Below are 17,272 nucleotides of genomic sequence, written 5' to 3' on the forward strand. Positions count from 1 at the left end.
GGATGACCGCCGAGCGTCCCCACGGTTCCCGCCGCCCGCGCCGCCGCGCCCCGCGCGTCCTGCTGATCGTCGGCGTCCTCGCGGCGCTCGCCGCCGGTGCGGCGGTCGTGGTGCCGCTGGTGCGGCCACCAGGCCCGCGACCGGACTTCCAGCTCCCGGTGGCCTGCGGCGAGACGTGGCGGCTGTCCACCTATCCGGGGCACGACGACTACGACGTCGACTTCTTCCCGACTTCTGGGGACGCGTGGGGACGGCCGGTGCTCGCCTCCGCCGACGGCACCGTCACGGTGGCGGGGATCAACGGCTCGCTGGGCGGCCGTACCCCGCAGGATCCGGACGGGCCGCGGGGGCGCGGCGGCGGTTACTGGGTCAAGATCGACCACGGTGGCAAATGGGAGACGCAGTACCTGCACCTGCTCGAACCGCCGTCGGTGCAGGCCGGTCAGCGGGTGGCCCGGGGCGATCAGCTCGGACGGGTCGGCAGCACCGGGAACTCCGGCGCCCCGCACCTGCACTACGAGCAGCGCCGGGGCTGGGAGAAGGTGGAGGCATACTTCGACGGCGTGCCGTCCGGGATCACGTCCGACGACCGCGAGTACTCGGTGCGGCTGACGAGCGCGAACTGCCGGCCGACGCGCCCGTGACCGGGACCGGGACCGGGACCGTCAGCGTTCGTCGGTGGACGATCCGGCACGCCGGGCCTTTCCGATCAGGCCGAGGTGGGTGTGCTCGAACCCCTCGGTCGTCTTGAGGCCGTAGCCCAGGGCGCGGTCGACGGCGATGTGGAACGCCCACGCGACGGCCAGGACTCCCAGCCAGTCGATCCGGTCGCCGGACGCGGCCGCTGCCACTGCCACCGCGCCGAGCGCCGCCGGCAGCGTGTACGAGTGCGCCACGTTGTAGCAGACGGCGCCGACGCGCGGCCCGCGCAGGTAGCCGAGCATGGACAGGTCGAAGACGAGGAAGAGGGCGAGCAGCGACCACCACGGGTACCCGGCCGCGACGGTCACGACGACGGCGAGGGCCGCGACGGCGACGGCCTCCACGCGCTGCGCCGCGACCGGGTTCAGCTGCGGCATCTCCCACCTCGATGTCTGTCAGTGGCCCTTGCGCAAGGCCCGTGCACCCCCGTGGCCGGGGTGGTCGGAGGCAGCCGGCTCGTGCCGCCACCAGCTCTGACAGGGTACGCGGCGGAGGCCGTGCGCCGGCGGCAACCGCGACGGTCAGCCGCCGAAGCGTTGCCGCAACTGGTACTTCAGCACCTTGCCGGTGCCGCCGCGGGGCAGCGCGTCGAGGCGGTGGATGCGGGCGGGGACCTGGTGCGGCTCCAGCCGCTCGGCGAGGAACGCGGCGAGCGTCGCGTCGTCCAGGGCCGGGTCGGCCGCCACGACGGCGGCGACGATCTCGCCGTGCTCCGGGTCGGGCAGCGCGACGACTGTGGCCTCGCGTACCGAGGGGTGGTCGTAGAGCGCGGCCTCGACCTCCAGCGACGACACGAGTTTCCCGTCGGTGGTGATGACGTCGGTCATCCGGTCGAACAGGAACAGCTCGCCGTCGGCGGTGGCGCGTCCGAGGTCGCGGGTGCGGGTCCACCCGCCGGCGTGCACGCGGGCGTTGAGCGCCTGGTCGAGGTACAGCCGCTTGGGCGCCTCGCAGCGCAGCCACACCTCGCCGAGTTCGCCCGGCGGCAGCGGCTCGCCCTGCGGGTCGACGACGCGCATCTCGGTGCCGCGTCCGGGGCGTCCCAGCCACATCGGCCGGTCCGGGTCGACGTTGCCCAGGATGATCGCCGGCACCGCCTCGGACTGCGCGTAGGCGTTGGCGATGGTGGCGTTCGGCATGGCCGCGAGGAGGTCGCGGGCGATTCGCGGCGGCATGATCGCCGACGCGTTGCCGATGGTCTTGACCGAGCCGAGGTCGTAGCGGTCCTGCGGGCGGATGGCGGCGAGCCGGATCGCGGTCCACGGGGTGAGGATGAGCGTCGCGCAGCCGTGCGTGGCGAGCAGGCGGGCGATCTCCTCCGGGTCGTCCGGTGAGCACACGATCAGCGGTGACGGCGTCGTGGTGGCCAGCACCGCGACAGTCGTCGCGCTCGACGTGGTGCCCAGCGGCATCGGCGCGAGCAGCGGCGCGGGGTCGACCAGCTGCCCGAGGGCGGCGGACCCGCGCCCGTACGTCAGGTTGCCGTGCGGGTTGGTGAACGGCTTCGCCGGGCCGGTGGTGCCGGAGGTGTAGAGGATGTCGGAGATGTCCTCGGGGGTGACGCCGGTGTCGACGGCGGCGGAGTCGCCCTGGTCGAGGTCCGCGACGACCACCGACCAGCGTCCGGCGTCGTCCCGCCACGGCGGGAGCGCCGCGCCGCGGATCACACCGGCCACCGCACACTGGTCGAACCGGCGGCGCAGCTCCACCGCCGGCATCGTGTCGTTCACGTGTACGGCGGTGGCGCCGGCCTTGAGCACGCCGAGGTAGGCGACGGCGTAGTCGATCCAGTCGTCGCCGCCGAACAGCAGCGCCACCCGGGCGCCCCGCCCGGTGCCGCCGAGCCGGTCGAGCACCGCGCGGGCGACGGCGTTCGAGCGCCGGTCCCAGTCCCGGTAGGTGATCGCCGTCTTGCCGCGGACGTTTATCGCCTCCTGCTCGGGCATCAGGCCGGTGCGGTGCCGGAGCAGGTCGGGTACGACGACCGCGGACGTGGGCACACTCATGGGTCCTCCCTCGGATGGCGCGCTCAACTCCACCGGTACACGCGGTGGAAGTCTTCGATCCGGTCGAGCAGCAGCAGGCCCCGGCCGGCCACGTGGCTGTCCAGGACGGACCGGTAGGGGCCGGTGTCCAGGACGGCGTCGCGGACGCCGAAGGCGCGGTCGGCGGTGTGCCGGCTCCACTCGTCGAACTCGGCGACTGTGAGCCGGCGGCGTTCCTCCACGGCGCGGGCGAGCGGGCGGGCCGCGAGCCGGCCGGCGGCGCGCTCGGTGACGACCCCGCTGAAGAACTCGGACCCGCAGCCGGAGCCGTAGGAGAACAGGCCGATCCGGCGGGCCACCGTGAAGTCGGCGTGGTCGATCAGCGAGCACAGCGCGAGGTAGAGCGAACCGGAGTAGAGATTGCCGATCTCGCTGGTGTACGACAACGACGGGGCCACCCGCGCCGCGAAGTCCCTGTCGATGTCGGCCGGCGCCATGCGCTTGGTCTTGCGCAGCAGCGTGCGGTGGGCGCCCTTGACCATCCCGGCGAAGGGGATGTGGAAGACGAGGTGGTCGAACGTGGTGACGATGTCGGCGCCCTCGACGCGGTCCCGGTAGGCGGCGAAGCACCGTTCCAGACAGGTGAGATAGGCGAGCAGGGACAGGTCGGAGTTCACCACGTCGACGTCCGGCCGGGGCCGCAGCGTGTCCATCACCTCCTGGGTGTGGTAGCCGCTGGCGCCCAGGTCGAGCCGCAGCACGTCGGGCGTACGGCTGACCAGCATCGCGACCGCGCCGGCGCCCTCCGACGGCTCGAAGTAGCTGCCGGCCGCCGCGACGCCGGCGATGTCGGTGGCGATCACGAGCGCCCGCGCGTCCGGCGCCGGGCTCGCGGCGATGATCGCCGCCGCGCTCTGCAGGGCGGCGGTGCCGCCGTAGCAGGCGTGCTTGACCTCGAACGACCGGCAGCGCGGCGGCAGGCCGAGGAGGTCGTGGACATAGGTGCTGATCGGCTTGCCGAAGTCGAGCCCCGACTCGGTGGCCACCACCACCAGCTCGATCGCCTCCCGCTGCTCCGGCGACAGGGCGTCGACCAGCGGCCGGGCGGCGTTGACCGCGTGGGTCACCTGGTCCTCGCAGGGCAGGCTCACCGACCGGCGGCGCATCATCAGGTTCGGCAGCCGCGACGGGTCCAGGCCGCGCGCCTCGAACAGGCTGGGCACGTCGACGTACGCCCGGCCGGGGTAGACGTGGAGATCCTCGATGCCGACCGCCGTGGTGATCATCCTCGGGCCTCTCCTCTTCGTGGATCCCTCACCGCCGCGGTCCCTGACGTTGTACGACCGCGGGCCGGGCGTGTCTGCTCAGAGTTGAGCGCCCGCGATCGGCCCGGCCGGTTACCATCCCGGGTCATGACGAGATACGTCGCTCTGTTGCGTGCGGTGAACATCGGTGGCGGTAGCTCGATGGTGATGACGGAGCTGAAAGAGGTCTTCGTCTCCTGCGGCTTCGACGGCGTGGCCACGTACATCCAGAGCGGCAACGTCGTGTTCGGCTGCCCCGAGACCGACGAGGTCGCGATCCTGGCCGAGATCGACAGGGGCATCAAGCAGCGGTGGGGTCGCGACGTGCCGGTGCTGCTGCGCAGCCTGGACGAGCTCGACGCGATGATCGCCGCCAATCCGTATCTCGACGTCCAGACGGACCACACGAAGCTGCTCGTCACCATGCTCAGCGGCGACCCCGGCGCGGACAAACAGGCGGCGCTCGCCGCCCCGCCCGGCGAGAGCGGCACGCTGACGCTGCTCGGCCGCGACGTGTTCGTGCACGTTCCCGACGGGTACGGGCGCAGCAAGCTCAGCAACGCCTTCGTGGAGAAGAAGACCGGTGTGGTCGGGACGACCCGCAACTGGCGCTCGGTGCTGAAGCTGCGCGACATGGCGGCGTCCTGACCGCGTACCCGTCATACCCGTCATCGCGGGCTCACCATTGACGGGCCGGACACGGCGTCCGAGGCGCTGTCACCGGCGTCGGCGGCCCGCACGAACCGGTCCGCCAACGACAGCAGCGGGCCGGTGAGAAGCGTCGTGACCAGCGCCATGATGAGCAGGGCGAGGAACAGCGGCGGGCTGAGGATGCCGGCCTGGAACGCGACCTGGAGCACGATGAGCTCGGTGAGCCCGCGCGTGTTGAGCAGGATCCCGATCCGTGTCGCCTCTGCGGGAGAGCAGCCGCCGAGCCGGCTGCCGAGATAGCCGCCGCCGATCTTCCCGGCGAGTCCGAGGACGAGCACGACGACCACCAGCGACCACGGCGTGCTGGCGACCGCGCCGGTCAGCGCGGTGAGCCCGGCGCTCACGAAGAAGATCGGCAGCAGCGACCGCCCGAGCCGCGACACGGCGGCGGTCGGCGCGTCCCAGGGCTCGCCGGGCGGCACCGCCAGGCCGACCAGGATCGCGCCGAACACCGCGGTCAGCCCGAGGAGGTGGACGCCGAAGCCGACCACGAGAGCCACCACGCCGAGCACCACGGCACTGGCGGCCGGCCACCGGCCGCACCACAGTGCCGCCCGGGCGCGGCGCAGCACCCATCGGATCCCGCCGGCCAGCAGCAACGCGCCGGCGAGGACCGCCATCGCGCGGCCGAAGGTCGCGGGGTCTCCGGCGCCCAGCCCGACGGCCAGGGACAGCAGCAGCCAGCCGACGACGTCGACGACCACGGCGGCGGCCAGCGCGAGGGCCCCGGCCGTCGTCTCCGTCAGGCCCCGCTCGGTCAGCAGCCGCGCCAGCACCGGAACGGCGGTGATGGACAGCGTCACCGCGACGCCCAGCACGAAGGCCGGCATCGGCGCGTCGCCGCGTACGGCCGGTCCGGCGACGAACTGGACCCACAGTGCGACGAGCACCCCGCAGGCCAGCGCCGGGACGAGCGCACCGGCGGTCACCCAGGCCAGCCTGCGGTCGTCGCGCGCCGGCCCGACCCGCAGCTCACGCGCGAGGCCGACCAGGAAGAGCACCAGGGCACCCTCGGCGACCAGGCGCAGGAGTGCGCGTACGTCCTCCGGCAGCACCGCCGCCAGCCCGTCGTGACCGGCGAACAGGACGAGGGCCGGGCCGACGAGGAGACCGGCGACGATCTCCCCGATCACCGGCGGCTGCCGCAACAGCCGCGCCACGGCTCGTCCGGTCCCGCCGACGAGCAGCAGCGCCACGAGCAGCGCGGCTCCGTGCAGGAGGACCAGGACGGCGCTCATGCGGACAGTTCCCGGTCGCCGCGCAGCAGGCGTGCGCCGTTCACCGGCCGGATCGGCTCGGCGCCCCACCGGGCGGGCTCGTACTGTCCGCACTCCACGTACCGGGTCAGCGCCGGCTCGTTGATCAGGAGATATCCGCCGGGCAGCTGATCCACCAGCTTCGCCGCGCGGAAGTGCTTGAGGAACAGCCCGACGCGGGACCGGGTGGTGCCGACCATGCTGGCCAGCTCCTCCTGGGTGATCTTCGCGTCGATCTGCATGCCGAGGTTGAGCCGCCGGCCCACCTTGCGGGCGAGTCGCAGCAGGGTCGCGGCCAGCCGGTGTTCGCTGTCCATGGTGACCAGTTGGGTGATGGCCTGCTGCTGGTCGAGCAGCTTGGCCATGAGGAACCGGGTGAAGTGCCAGTTGAGCTGTTCGTCGCTGCTCAGCAGGTCGAACAGCTTCGCCGAGTTGACTCTCCTGATCACACTGTCGCGCATGGCCCGGGCGGTGTCGTGGCGTGGCCCGCCGAGCAGGCCGAGCTCGCCGAACATGTCGCCCCGTGTGTGGATCGACAGCAGGCACTGCTTGCCGTCCGCGGAGGACGCGATGGTCTTGAACTGGCCGACCTCCACGAGGTACATCCGCAGATCGTGGTCGCCGGAGTTGTACGCGGCCCCGCCTCGCGGGACGTGTGTGCGGACGGCGAAAGTCGGGTCGTCCCGGATCAGCCGATGCAGCTCGTTACGCAAACTGGTGGTGGCGCCGGCGATTCGCAAGGAGGCCTCCTGGCGCCCGATGTCGTGGCTCGGGCGTGTTGTCAGGTTCCTGATCATTCGCTGGTGAAATGCGTGACGCTATCAATCGTTGACAGTACAGCCGCAACGCCGGCAAGTATTTCTTCAGCCGGTGTCGGCAAACTGTCGGAATTGCAATACGGCCCGTGCCGGCCGTTCGTCCCGTCGGTCGTGCTCGGCATGCCGCGCGCCCGGCGCTGAGGCGACCCACCTGCATTTCCGCAGGCAGGAGCGCTTAATCTGGGCGGCGGCATGGCGCGACCTACGATGTCCATCTATCTGTGGTGTCTGGTTTCTTCCATGTTCGGGACGCGTTCATCCAGTGAAGCAAATGCATGCAAGGGGCCTTTCGGAGGGTGTGGGCGAGGGTTGCGCATACTGCTTGATTGAGCCGTATTAATGCCCGCCGCCATCGTAACTAATTGGGTGGCGGGTGTCTACGCAGCGCAATGACCAGGCATTTTGCGACCTCGGTTGGGTTCGTAGGGGGTGATTGTCAGCGGAATGGGAGTCGGCTGGCCTTTTTAATGATTTAGGTCAATTTGCCTCGCTGAGCAGCCGCTCGGTGACCGACTCGGCGTGCCGGACCCGCCAGTCGACCAGCGGCTCCGCCGCGACGAGCCGGTTGAACGCCCCGACGTCGGTGGAGGCCGGCACCCGGTAGTTCAGCCGCTGACCCGGCGTTCCGCGCAGGGCCGCGGCGGTGGCCTCCCGGCAGTAGGCGGCGCAGACCGACGCGAGCACGCGCCGGTCGTCCCGCCCTGCGACGCCGAGATCGGCGCGCACCTCGTCCAGCGGGCGGCCGAAGTGCGTCCGCTCCAACTCGGCGAGCCGCCGCGGGCCGACGTCGGCCAGCCGGTCGTAGCGCAGGAACATCCGGTACAGCTCCTCGGCGCGAGCGGCGAACAGGGTGCCCCGGTGCGCCACCGGAGACCGCGCGCCGAGCTCGAACAGGTCCGGATCGGGCGCCTCACGGATGTCGGTGACGTCGAGCGCGGCGAGCAGATCCTTCGCCGCGTCCGACGTGGCGGCCTCGGCGGTGCACTGGTTCACCGTCGTCGTGACGACGAAGTCGGCCCCGAGCGCGAAGGCGGCGGCGACGGACGCCGGGGTGCCCACCCCGGCCACCCCGATCCGCGCCCCCGGCGCCTCCCGGTCGCGCAGGGCCACCAGAGCCGGCACCAGCGCATGGGCGTCCCGTTCGACTGCCACGTCGGTGGCGACCGCCTCCCGTGCCGCCGCACCCGCTGCTTCGCCGTCCAGGTGCCCGGCGGCGGCCAGCGCCCGTACCGTCGCCGGGTCGGCGGGGCGCAGGAACCGGACCGCCGTGGCCAGATCCGGGGCACGGACCAGGACCTGCCGGGGACCGTCGCCGTAGCGGAACCGCACGAGCTGCGGCGACACCACGGCGAGCGGACCGGTGACCTCCACATGGCGGACGTCGTGGGCGAGGTACAGGTCGCACAGCGCCCGCTCGTCACCACCGGACGGCCAGGCCATGCCGTACCGGCGGACGTCGCGAAGCTCGGCCAGCGCGGCCCTGATCTCCGGCGGCGCCAGACCCTGGGCGCCGAAGAAGCCGAGCAGTCCGGCCTCCGACAGCCGTCGCAGGAACGCCGGCGACGTGACGCCGAACGGGGAGGACCCGGCCAGGCAGGCGTACCGGATGCCGTAGTCGGACCGCAGCCCGGGCGAGCCCGCCGGGCGCGGACGCGAGGCGGTGGCCGGCGGTGGGCCGAGGGCGGGCCCTCGCGTCACCGGCGCGGCCGGCGCAGTCACCGGAAGCGCGGCCGGCGCGGCGGGCGCGGCGGGCGCGAGCGGCCCGCCGGGAACGGGTGCCGGCAGGCTCCCGGCGGCCCGGCGCCACATCTTGGTCAGCACCTCACCGGGACCGACCTCGACCGGCTCGGTCACCCCCGACCGGGCCAGCAGGCACATCGTGTCCCACCACCGGACCGGCTCGACGAAGTGCCGCAGCAGCGTGCCCGGGATCTCGCCCGGGACGTGGGGCGACCCGGTCACGTTGCTCACCACCGGGATCGACGGCGGGCCCGGCGTGACGTCGCGCAGGGCCACCGCGAACGCCTCCGCGGCGCCGGCCATGAACCGGGAGTGCGCCGGCACGCTGACCGCCAGCGGCACGCACCGGCCCGTACCGAGCCGCGGCACGGCGTCGACGACCGCGCGGATGCCCGCCGTGCTGCCGGCCAGCACGAACTGGTCGGGCAGGTTGTGGTTGGCGAGGTCGACGTCCGGGATCCCGGCCAGCAGCTCCGTCACCCGCGACAGCGGCAGGCCGAGCACCGCCACCATGCCGCCGCCGGTCACGCTCTCCATCAGCCGCCCACGGCGGACGACCAGGCTCAGCGCGCTGTCGAAGTCCAGGCAGCCGGCGAGGTGCAGCGCGGCGTACTCGCCGAGGCTGTGCCCGGCCACCACCTCGGGTGGCGGACGGCCGTCCGCCAGCGCGGCCCGGGCGGCCAGCACGCTGACCAGGAACACGGCCGGCTGCACGTACCGGGTGCGGCCGAGGTACTCGCCCCGGGCGTCCCGGCACAGCTGCGCCGGCGGCACGCCGATGAGCCGCTCGGCGGTGGCGCACTCGGCGGGGAAACGGTCCAGGAGACCCTCGCCCATGCCGGGATGCTGCGATCCCTGCCCCGGGAAGACCCACGCGCGCACGGCGATCACCGTTCCCAGGGGTAGCGGCCGTGCGCGACGAACTCCGTGATCCGCTGCCGCACCGCGGGCGCCGACATCAGCCGGCCGAACTCGGTGACCGCGTGGTCGCGCAGCCGGTCGTCGACGCCGGAGAACGCCCGGAAGTACCGCTTGGCGTCGCCGACGACAACCGGGTCGAGGCGGTTGAGCCGGAACAGCAGCTGCCGCAGCACCGTCTCGGGACGCTCGGCGACCTCGTCGACGAGATGGATCCGGTACGCCTCGGCCGCGGCGATCGTCTGCGTGCTCAACGTCGCGGCGTACGCCTTCTGGAACCCGACCCGCCGCACCAGGAACGGCAGCACGCAGCAGGGCAGCAACCCCCACAGCGCCTCCGGCAGCGCGAACGTGCTGCGGGCGGTGGCGTGCACGAAGTCGCTGGCGGCGACCAGCCCGACACCACCACCGGCGACCTGCCCGTCCACCTGGGCGATCACCACCCGCGGCACTGTGGTGAAGCGTTCCAGCAGGGCGAAGAACGCCGCGCCCCCGTCGGACGCGCCACCGTCACCGGCGGCGCTCTGGAAGTCCATGCCCGTGCTGAACACGCCGTCACGCCCGGCCAGGACCACCGCCCGGCAGGCGGCGTCGCCCTCGGCCTCGTCGAGTGCGGCGTGCAGCTCGCGCAGCGTCTCGTCGTCGATGCCGTTGCGCCGCTCCGGCCGGGCCAGCGTGACGCGCAACAGCCCGGGCTCGCGCCGGAGCTCGATCGTGCGGTACGCCATCGGAGCTCAGGCCGCGCCGCTCGGCACCTGCGGCAGCAGCAGCGTGTCGCGGATGCTGCCCTCGATGAACAGCCGGTCCCAGGTGCCGCCGCCCTTGGACTCGTGCAGCCGGCGCCGGCCGAACACCTCGGTGGCCATCTCCTTGCCGCGCTCCAGCTCGCGCAGCTCGTGGTAGTCGTCGACGCTGCGCAGGTGGATCAGCTGGAACAGGTGGTCCTGCTGGCCCCAGGTCTGCTCGTACAGCGTCGCGGTGACCCGGCCGGCGAGCCGCTCGTTGACGAAGTGCTGCCAGTGGGCCGCGTACATCCGGCCCTCCTCGCGGAACTCGTACTTGACGTCCGAGGTCCGCATGACGATCGCGCCGGCCGTCGCCGAGTTGATCTGCTGCTCCGGCGGCTGGTTGAGCTGGGACGAGGCGGGCGGCACGAAGGTCGCCGGCTCGGCGTCGTCGCCGTCGTGGTCCATCCCGTGCTGCGGTACGAGCACGTCCTCGTGCAGGCTGCGGTGGACGAAGATGCGGTCCCAGTTGCCGCCGCCCTTGTGCGGCAGCCGGTCCTCGTCGGAGATCCGGCGGAACTCCAGGTCGTGGTCGACCATGTTGAGCAGGATCCGGTAGTCCTGCGGGGACTTCAGGTGGATGAACCAGTGCATCCGGTCCCGGCCGCCGAACACCTCCTCGAAGGCGAACGACGTCGCCACGCCCTCCTGCGAGGTGTTGATGTACTGCAGCAGGTCCACGCTGAACTGGCGCCCCTCGGCGGCGAACCCGTAGGCCATCTGGCCGACCCGGTGCAGGATGAAGCCGGAGTTGAGCGTGTGCAGCACCCGCTCCAGCGGCAGCGACGATTGGTTCAGCGCGCGGTACGGCTCGACCGTCGTGGTCATCGGTTCGCTCCTCAGGTGAGATCGCCGGTTCCGGCCCGTTTCTACGGGGACGGCCGACGGCGTGTCTGCTCACGGTTGAGCGGGCGCCGGAAGCAACCGGCCTGCTCAAGGTTGAGCAGGCGAAGCCGGTACGACTGCCTAGCGTGATGACTCGGCCGGGATCCTCGGCCGTCGACCCTTCCCAGGCGGGCAGGTGCCGTGACGCAACAGACCGATCCAGCCCACGCCGTTGTCCTCTCCGCCGCCGATCCGGAGCGGCTACGCCGGTCCGCGCACCGGCTGCGCGAGCACGTCTCCACCGCGGACCCGGCGCTCGACCTCGCCGACGTGGCGTACACCACGCAGGTCGGCCGGATGCCGTTGCCGCACCGGCTCGCCGTGCGGTGCGCGAGCGTCGCGGACCTGGTCGGCGGACTCGACGCCTACCTGCGCGGCGAGGCCCGCGACGGGGTGCTGCACGGCGTCGCCGGGGCGCCGTTCGCGCCGGCCGCCGCGCCGACCGACGCCGACGCCGCCGCGGACTGGGTCGGCGGCGGCCTGGTCGACTGGCGGCGGTACTGGCCGGGACCACGCCCGCGGGTGCCGCTGCCCGGCTACCCCTTCGGTGCGGCGCCACCGGCCCCGCCCGCCGCACGGCCGCGCGACCCGGCCGGGTCGCTGCGGGCCTATCTGGTCGAGGTGTACGCCGAGGTGTCCGGCCTGCCCGCCGAGTCCGTCGACCCGCTCCTGCCGCTGACCGAGCTGGGCCTGTCGTCGTTCCTCGTGACGCGACTGACCGCCCGGCTGGAGAACGACCTGGGCGAGCGGTCGCGGACGCTGTTCTTCGAGCACGCCACCCTTGGAGAGGTCGCCGCGGCGCTGGCGGCGGCCGGCCGCACGGCTCCCGCCGGCGCGGTTCCCGCCGAGCCTGCCGGGTCCGCCGCACCTGCCGTACCCGCCGAACCCACCGAGTCCGTCGCACCTGCCGAGTCCGCCGCACCGCCCGCTGCGGACGTCGTGCCGGCGCCGGCCGTCGCCGTGGAGCGGGAGCCGGAGGAGGAGCGCGAGACGGAGATCGCGGTGATCGGCGTCGCGGGACGCTACCCGCGCTCGCCCGACCTCGACGCGTTCTGGGACAACCTCGCCGGCGGCCGCGACTGCGTCACCCCGCACCCACCCGAGCGCGCGCGACCGGGATGGCCGACCCACCTCATGGACGGCGGGTACCTCGACGACGTCGACCGGTTCGACCCGCTGCTGTTCGGCATCACCCCCCGCGACGCCGCCCTGATGGACCCGCAGGAACGGCTGTTCCTCGAAGTGACCTGGGCCGCGCTGGAGAGCGCCGGATACACCCGCGCCCGGCTACGGGAGCGGCACCACTCCTCGGTCGCCGTGTACGCGGGCGCGATGTGGAACGAGTACCCGCTGTTCGGGGCGGAGCGGACGCTGCGCGGCGTCCCGCAGGACTCCGGCGCGACGCTCGGCGGCATCGCCAACCGGGTGTCGTACTGCTTCGACCTGCACGGCCCGAGCCTCACCGTGGACACGATGTGCTCCTCCGCGCTGGTGGCGCTCGACCTGGCGGTGCAGAGCCTGCGGCGCGGCGAGGCCGAACTGGCGGTGGCCGGGGCCGTCAGCCTGTCGCTGCACCCGAACAAGTTCATCCAGCAGCACCGGATGAAGCTCACCGCGACCGACAGGCGCAGCCGGACCTTCGGCGCCGGCGGCGACGGGTTCGTGCCGGCCGAGGGGGTCGGCGCGCTGATCCTCAAGCCGCTGCGGCGGGCGCTGGACGACGGTGACCCGGTGCACGCCGTGATCCGCGGCACCGCCGTCGTCCACGCCGGACGGACGAACGGCTACATCGTGCCCAGCCCGGTCGCGCAGGCCGACGTGGTACGGCGGGCGCTGCGCGACGCCCGTACCGGACCCGCCGAGATCGGCTACGTGGAGGCACACGGCGCCGGCACGGCGCTCGGCGACCCGGTCGAGATCGACGGCCTGACCCGGGCGTACCGGGACGCGGCCGGGACCGACCTGCCGCCCGGCAGCATCCCGATCGGCTCGGTGAAGTCGACGATCGGGCACACCGAGGCCGCCGCCGGACTCGCCGGTCTCACCAAGGTCATCCTGCAACTGCGGCACGGCGTGCTCGCGCCGTCGCTGCACGCCGACGAACTCAACCCGAACATCCCCTGGGACGCCGTGCCGTTCCGGGTGCAGCGGCAGCGGGCCGAGTGGACCGGCCCCCGGGTCGCGGGCGTCAGCTCGTTCGGCGCCGGAGGGACCATCGCCCACGCGGTCGTCGCCGCGCCACCCGCCCGTACCCGCCCGGCCGCGCCGCCCGGCCCGCAGCTCGTCGTCCTGTCCGCCTACGACGAGGACCGCCTCGACGAGGTGGTGCGGCGGCTCGTCGCTTACCTGCGCCGGGACCGCGGACCGAGCACGGCGGACCTCGTCGCCGCGGTCCGGCGGATCGCCGCCGGGGAGCACCCCGGTTCGGCCGCCGACCACGCCGCCGCGCTGCTGGCGCACGACGGGCCGGCCCTCGCCGACATCGCCTACACGCTCCAGGTCGGCCGGGAGCCGCTGCGGCAGCGGCTGGCGGTCGTGGTCGAGGACGTCGCGACGTTGCGCGAGCGTCTCACCGCCTACCGCACCGATCCCGCGGTGCTGCGCGGCCGCGCGCCCGCCGCGCCGGACCCGGACGCCGTGCCGCCGGCCGGCGCGAGCCTGACCGACCTCGCCCGGCACTGGGTGGCCGGCGGCGCCGTCGACTGGGCCGCGCTCCACGAGCCGGGCCGGACGGTCGTGGACCTGCCGGCGTACCCGTTCGCCCGCATGCGGTGCTGGGTGCCGGAGGACACACCGGCCGGTGCCGGGCCGTCCGGCACGCAGGCGCCGACCGTCGCGGCGGCGCCGGGCGCCGAGGTGCCGCTCTACGCCAAGGGGTGGGAGCCGGATCCCGATCCCGGGCCGGCCGCGTCGCCGGTGGCCGGGGTGATGCTGTGCGTCGGTGGCAGTCCCGATCTCGTCGCCCGTCTCGGCGGCCTGGCCGTGCGCGACGTGGCGGACCTCGCCGCCGTGCTGTCCCGCGTGCCCGACGTCGGCGGGCTGGTCGGCCTGCCCGGCGGGCCCGGCTGGGAGACCCGGGTACGGATGGTGCAGCGGCTGCTGGCCGAGCGTCCCACCACGCCGTTGCGGATCCTGGAGACGGCCGTCGACGACGTCCGCACGGCCGGCTTCGTCAAGGTCCTCGGCGCCGAGTACGCCCGCGTCACCGCCACCGTGCTGCACACCGACCGGCCCGGCGACGACACCGATCTCGCCGCCCGGATCCTCGCCGAATGGGTACGGGCCGACGCCTACGGCGAGGTCCGGTACGCCGACGGCCGGCGGTACCGGCCGCGCCTGGACCTCGTACCGGCGCCCCACGCGCCGCTGCGTTGCGACCCGGACGGGGCCTACCTGGTGACCGGCGGCACCCGGGGCGTCGGTGCGCTCGTCGCCCGGCACCTGGCCGGTCACGGCGCCCGGTCGATCGCCCTGGTCGGCGTCCACGCGGACACCGGCGTCGCGGACGACCTGCGCGCCCGCGGCGTGCGCGTGCTCCAGCACGCCGGCGGGTTCCCCGGCGTCGAGGAGTTCCTGCGGCAGGTCCGCTCGGAACTCGGCCCGCTGCGGGGCGTGGTGCACTGCGCCGGTGTGGAGAGCCGGGGCAACCCGGCGTTCCTGCACAAGGACCTGGCGGACGTCCGCGCGGTGATGGCGCCCAAGCTGGACGGTTTCGAGACCCTGGTGCCGCTGTGCGCCGCCGACCCGCTCGACTTCTTCCTGGTGTTCTCCTCGGTGTGCGCCACGGTGACCGGGCTGGCCGCCGGGGTCTCCGACTACGCCGCCGCGAACATCGCCGTCGACGAGCTGGTCCGCGCGCGGATCGCCGCCGGCCGTACGGAGTTCCGCTCGGTGGACTGGCCGCAGTGGGCACAGACCGGGTCCACGAGCGGACGCCCCAACCCGTGCGCGCCGGCCGGACTCGCCCCGCTGGACGACGCCGCCGGACTACGCGTCGTCGACCGCGTGCTCGCCCTGCCGGCCGGCGCGGTGGTGCTGCCGTGCCCGCCGCTCGGCGACGCCCCCGACCCCGACGCCCTGCTGCGGCTGCGCCCGCGCCGCCCGGCGCCGACGTCATCCCCCGTCGTGGCAGGCGCTCCGGCTGCCGGTACGCCCGCCCCGGGCTCGGCGACAGCCTCGGTCCCAGCCCCGGCCTCGATCCCGGCCCCGGCCTCGATCCCGGCGCCAGCCTCGGTCCCGGCGCCGGCCCCAGCCTCGATTCCGGCCCCGGCACCGGCCCTGACGACGGGCACGGCCACGGCCCCGGCGGCGCCGGGCGGGCCGGCGGCCCCGCCGGGCTGGCTCGTGGGCATCTTCTCGGCGGCGCTGGGCATTCCCGAGCGCGACCTCGACCCGACCGTCGAGTTCGGCGACCTGGGCGTGGACTCGGTGCTCCTCGGCGAGCTGCTGATCCGCATCGAGGAGCGGCTCGGCACCCATCTCGACCCGGCGACGCTGCTGCTGCACCCCACGTTGGAGCGCCTCACCGCCCACCTCGGCGTGCAGGCCGCGACTCCCGAGCCCGAGCCGCCGACTGCGCCCGAGGCGGTGAACTCGCCCGGGCCGGTGGCTGCGCCCGGACCCGTGACTCCACCCGACGCGGTGACGGCGCCCGTACCCGTGGCTGCGCCCGTACCCGTTGATGAGCCTGTGCCGACGGCGGCGCAGGCGGCGGTGGTCGCGGGCGGCGGCGCGCGGCCGGACCTGGACCGGCGGGTGGCGGTGATCGGCATGGCCTGCCGGTTCCCGGGAGCGACCGACGCCGCGACGCTGTGGGACAACCTGCTCCACGGGCGCTGCGCGGTCACCGAGGTGCCGGCCGAGCGGTGGGACCACCGCCGCTGGTACTCGCCCGAGCCCGGCCTCGGACGGTCGATCAGCAAGTGGGGCGGCTTCGTCGAGGGCATCGAGTGGTTCGACCCCGGCTACTTCGACATGAGCGACGACGAGGCGCGCTGCCTGGACCCGGCGATCCGGATGTTCCTGGAGGGCACCGCGGAGTGCCTGGCCGAGGCCGGATACGCCCCGGACGAACTGCGCGGCCGGCGCGTCGCCGTCGTGGCCGGGGCGCGGCTGTCCGACTACGGCCGACGCGTCCCGATCCGCACCGACGTCCTGCGCTCCGACCAGAACTTCATCGCCGCCCGCGTCGCACACCACTTCGACCTGCGCGGCCCGAACCTGGTCGTCGACAGCGCCTGCTCGTCGTCGCTCGTCGCGGTGCAGGTCGCCTGCCGCAGCCTGCTCGCGGGGGAGTCGGAGCTGGCGGTCGTCGGCGGCGTCGAGGTGCTGCTGGACCCGGAGACGTACCTCGACCTGAGCGCCGCGCGGGCGCTGTCCCCGACCGGCCGGTGCTGGACGTTCGACGAACGCGCCGACGGCTTCGTGCCCGGCGAGGGCTGCGGCGTGGTGCTGCTCAAACCGCTGGCGGCCGCGCTCGCCGACGGCGACCGCGTCCACGCCGTGATCGACGGCGTGGCGGTGAACAACGACGGGCACACGATGGGCGTCACCACCCCCAGCCCCGCCGCCCAGGCCGACGTGGTCCGGCAGGCGCTGGCCGCCGCCGGCCGGCGCCCCGCCGACATCACGATGCTGGAGGCGCACGGCACCGGCACGCTCATCGGCGACCCGATCGAGCTGCGTGCCCTCAACGACGTCTTCGGCGACCGGCCCGGCGGCCGGATCGAGATCGGCAGCGTGAAGTCGAACCTGGGCCACCTGCTCAGCGCCGCCGGCATGGCCGGGCTGTTCAAGGTGGCGCTCGCCCTGGAACACGGCACGATCCCGCCGACGCTGTTCTGCGACACCCCGAACCCGCGGTTCGACTTCGACCGCTCACCGCTGCACCCCACCACGGAACCGGTCGGCTGGCCGGCCGGCCGGGAACGCGTCGCCGGCGTCAGCTCGTTCGGCCTCGGCGGCACCAACGCCCACCTCGTGCTCAGTGGCGCGCCGCCGGGGCCGGTACGCCGGGCGCCGCTGCCCCGCCCGGTGTTCCGGCGCAGGCGGCTGTGGCTCGACGGCGACGGCCCGGCCGAGGCGCCACCCCCGGCCCGGCCGGACACGGGCGAGCCGCTCACGGCGTCCCTGCTGCGACTGCAACTCGTCACCACCGACTGACCAGAA

At 73.9% G+C, this 17,272-nt stretch carries 11 protein-coding genes; 3 read left to right on the forward strand and 8 right to left on the reverse strand.

What is annotated here, in order from left to right:
• Positions 1-2 precede the first annotated feature (2 nt).
• A complete protein-coding gene (locus tag ML5_RS22460; RefSeq protein ID WP_013476291.1) occupies positions 3-644 on the forward strand; it encodes a M23 family metallopeptidase in 642 nt (213 codons plus the stop codon).
• A gap of 21 nt (positions 645-665) precedes the next feature.
• On the opposite strand, the gene ML5_RS22465 is transcribed toward ML5_RS22460, so the two are convergent.
• The 3 genes from ML5_RS22465 to ML5_RS22475 all read right to left on the reverse strand — a co-directional run bounded on the left by ML5_RS22465 (position 666) and on the right by ML5_RS22475 (position 3,973).
• Positions 666-1,079 carry a DUF4260 domain-containing protein gene (locus ML5_RS22465; protein ID WP_013287053.1) on the reverse strand — a complete coding sequence of 138 codons (414 nt, stop codon included), beginning with the start codon at positions 1,077-1,079 and terminating at the stop codon, positions 666-668.
• A 144-nt stretch (positions 1,080-1,223) separates the two neighbouring features.
• On the reverse strand, positions 1,224-2,708 hold the full coding sequence (locus ML5_RS22470; protein ID WP_013476292.1) for a class I adenylate-forming enzyme family protein: 1,485 nt from the start codon (positions 2,706-2,708) through the stop codon (positions 1,224-1,226).
• Positions 2,709-2,731: 23 nt separating this feature from the next.
• Positions 2,732-3,973 (reverse strand): hydroxymethylglutaryl-CoA synthase family protein, encoded by a 1,242-nt coding sequence (locus tag ML5_RS22475; protein WP_013476293.1) that lies wholly within the window; start codon positions 3,971-3,973, stop codon positions 2,732-2,734.
• A gap of 126 nt (positions 3,974-4,099) precedes the next feature.
• Here ML5_RS22475 and ML5_RS22480 point away from each other — a divergent pair, with 126 nt between their 5' ends.
• Entirely contained in the window at positions 4,100-4,639 is a 540-nt protein-coding gene (locus ML5_RS22480) for a DUF1697 domain-containing protein (RefSeq protein ID WP_013287050.1), read from the forward strand.
• 20 nt (positions 4,640-4,659) lie between these two features.
• Here ML5_RS22480 and ML5_RS22485 read toward each other — a convergent pair whose 3' ends face one another.
• The 5 genes from ML5_RS22485 to ML5_RS22505 form a co-directional block, all read right to left on the reverse strand.
• Positions 4,660-5,940: a cation:proton antiporter gene (locus ML5_RS22485; RefSeq protein ID WP_013476294.1), complete on the reverse strand. Its 1,281-nt coding sequence runs from the start codon at positions 5,938-5,940 to the stop codon at positions 4,660-4,662.
• Positions 5,937-6,698, reverse strand: a complete 762-nt coding sequence (locus ML5_RS22490; RefSeq protein WP_013287048.1) for a Crp/Fnr family transcriptional regulator — start codon at positions 6,696-6,698, stop codon at positions 5,937-5,939. Before ML5_RS22490 ends, ML5_RS22485 begins: the two co-directional genes overlap by 4 nt.
• A 555-nt stretch (positions 6,699-7,253) precedes the next feature.
• Positions 7,254-9,407 carry an acyltransferase domain-containing protein gene (locus tag ML5_RS22495; RefSeq protein ID WP_013476295.1) on the reverse strand — a complete coding sequence of 718 codons (2,154 nt, stop codon included), beginning with the start codon at positions 9,405-9,407 and terminating at the stop codon, positions 7,254-7,256.
• Positions 9,404-10,162, reverse strand: a complete 759-nt coding sequence (locus tag ML5_RS22500) for an enoyl-CoA hydratase-related protein (RefSeq protein WP_013287046.1) — start codon at positions 10,160-10,162, stop codon at positions 9,404-9,406. The genes ML5_RS22495 and ML5_RS22500 overlap by 4 nt, the downstream gene beginning before the upstream one ends.
• A 6-nt stretch (positions 10,163-10,168) precedes the next feature.
• Positions 10,169-11,047 carry a DUF6039 family protein gene (locus ML5_RS22505; RefSeq protein ID WP_013287045.1) on the reverse strand — a complete coding sequence of 293 codons (879 nt, stop codon included), beginning with the start codon at positions 11,045-11,047 and terminating at the stop codon, positions 10,169-10,171.
• Positions 11,048-11,245: 198 nt separating this feature from the next.
• On the opposite strand from ML5_RS22505, the gene ML5_RS22510 reads away from it, so the two are divergent.
• Positions 11,246-17,266, forward strand: a complete 6,021-nt coding sequence (locus ML5_RS22510; RefSeq protein WP_013476296.1) for an SDR family NAD(P)-dependent oxidoreductase — start codon at positions 11,246-11,248, stop codon at positions 17,264-17,266.
• The last annotated feature ends 6 nt before the right edge of the window (positions 17,267-17,272 follow it).

This window comes from Micromonospora sp. L5 (genome assembly GCF_000177655.2).
Classification (GTDB): domain Bacteria; phylum Actinomycetota; class Actinomycetes; order Mycobacteriales; family Micromonosporaceae; genus Micromonospora; species Micromonospora aurantiaca.

What these genes read in the sequence shown, in the direction of transcription:
- ML5_RS22460 (WP_013476291.1), top strand. Translation starts at nt 3, where the DNA reads ATGACCGCCGAGCGTCCCCACGGTTCCCGCCGCCCGCGCCGCCGCGCC.
- ML5_RS22480 (WP_013287050.1), top strand. Translation starts at nt 4,100, where the DNA reads ATGACGAGATACGTCGCTCTGTTGCGTGCGGTGAACATCGGTGGCGGT.
- ML5_RS22505 (WP_013287045.1), bottom strand. Translation starts at nt 11,047, where the DNA reads ATGACCACGACGGTCGAGCCGTACCGCGCGCTGAACCAATCGTCGCTG.
- ML5_RS22485 (WP_013476294.1), bottom strand. Translation starts at nt 5,940, where the DNA reads ATGAGCGCCGTCCTGGTCCTCCTGCACGGAGCCGCGCTGCTCGTGGCG.
- ML5_RS22500 (WP_013287046.1), bottom strand. Translation starts at nt 10,162, where the DNA reads ATGGCGTACCGCACGATCGAGCTCCGGCGCGAGCCCGGGCTGTTGCGC.
- ML5_RS22475 (WP_013476293.1), bottom strand. Translation starts at nt 3,973, where the DNA reads ATGATCACCACGGCGGTCGGCATCGAGGATCTCCACGTCTACCCCGGC.
- ML5_RS22470 (WP_013476292.1), bottom strand. Translation starts at nt 2,708, where the DNA reads ATGAGTGTGCCCACGTCCGCGGTCGTCGTACCCGACCTGCTCCGGCAC.
- ML5_RS22465 (WP_013287053.1), bottom strand. Translation starts at nt 1,079, where the DNA reads ATGCCGCAGCTGAACCCGGTCGCGGCGCAGCGCGTGGAGGCCGTCGCC.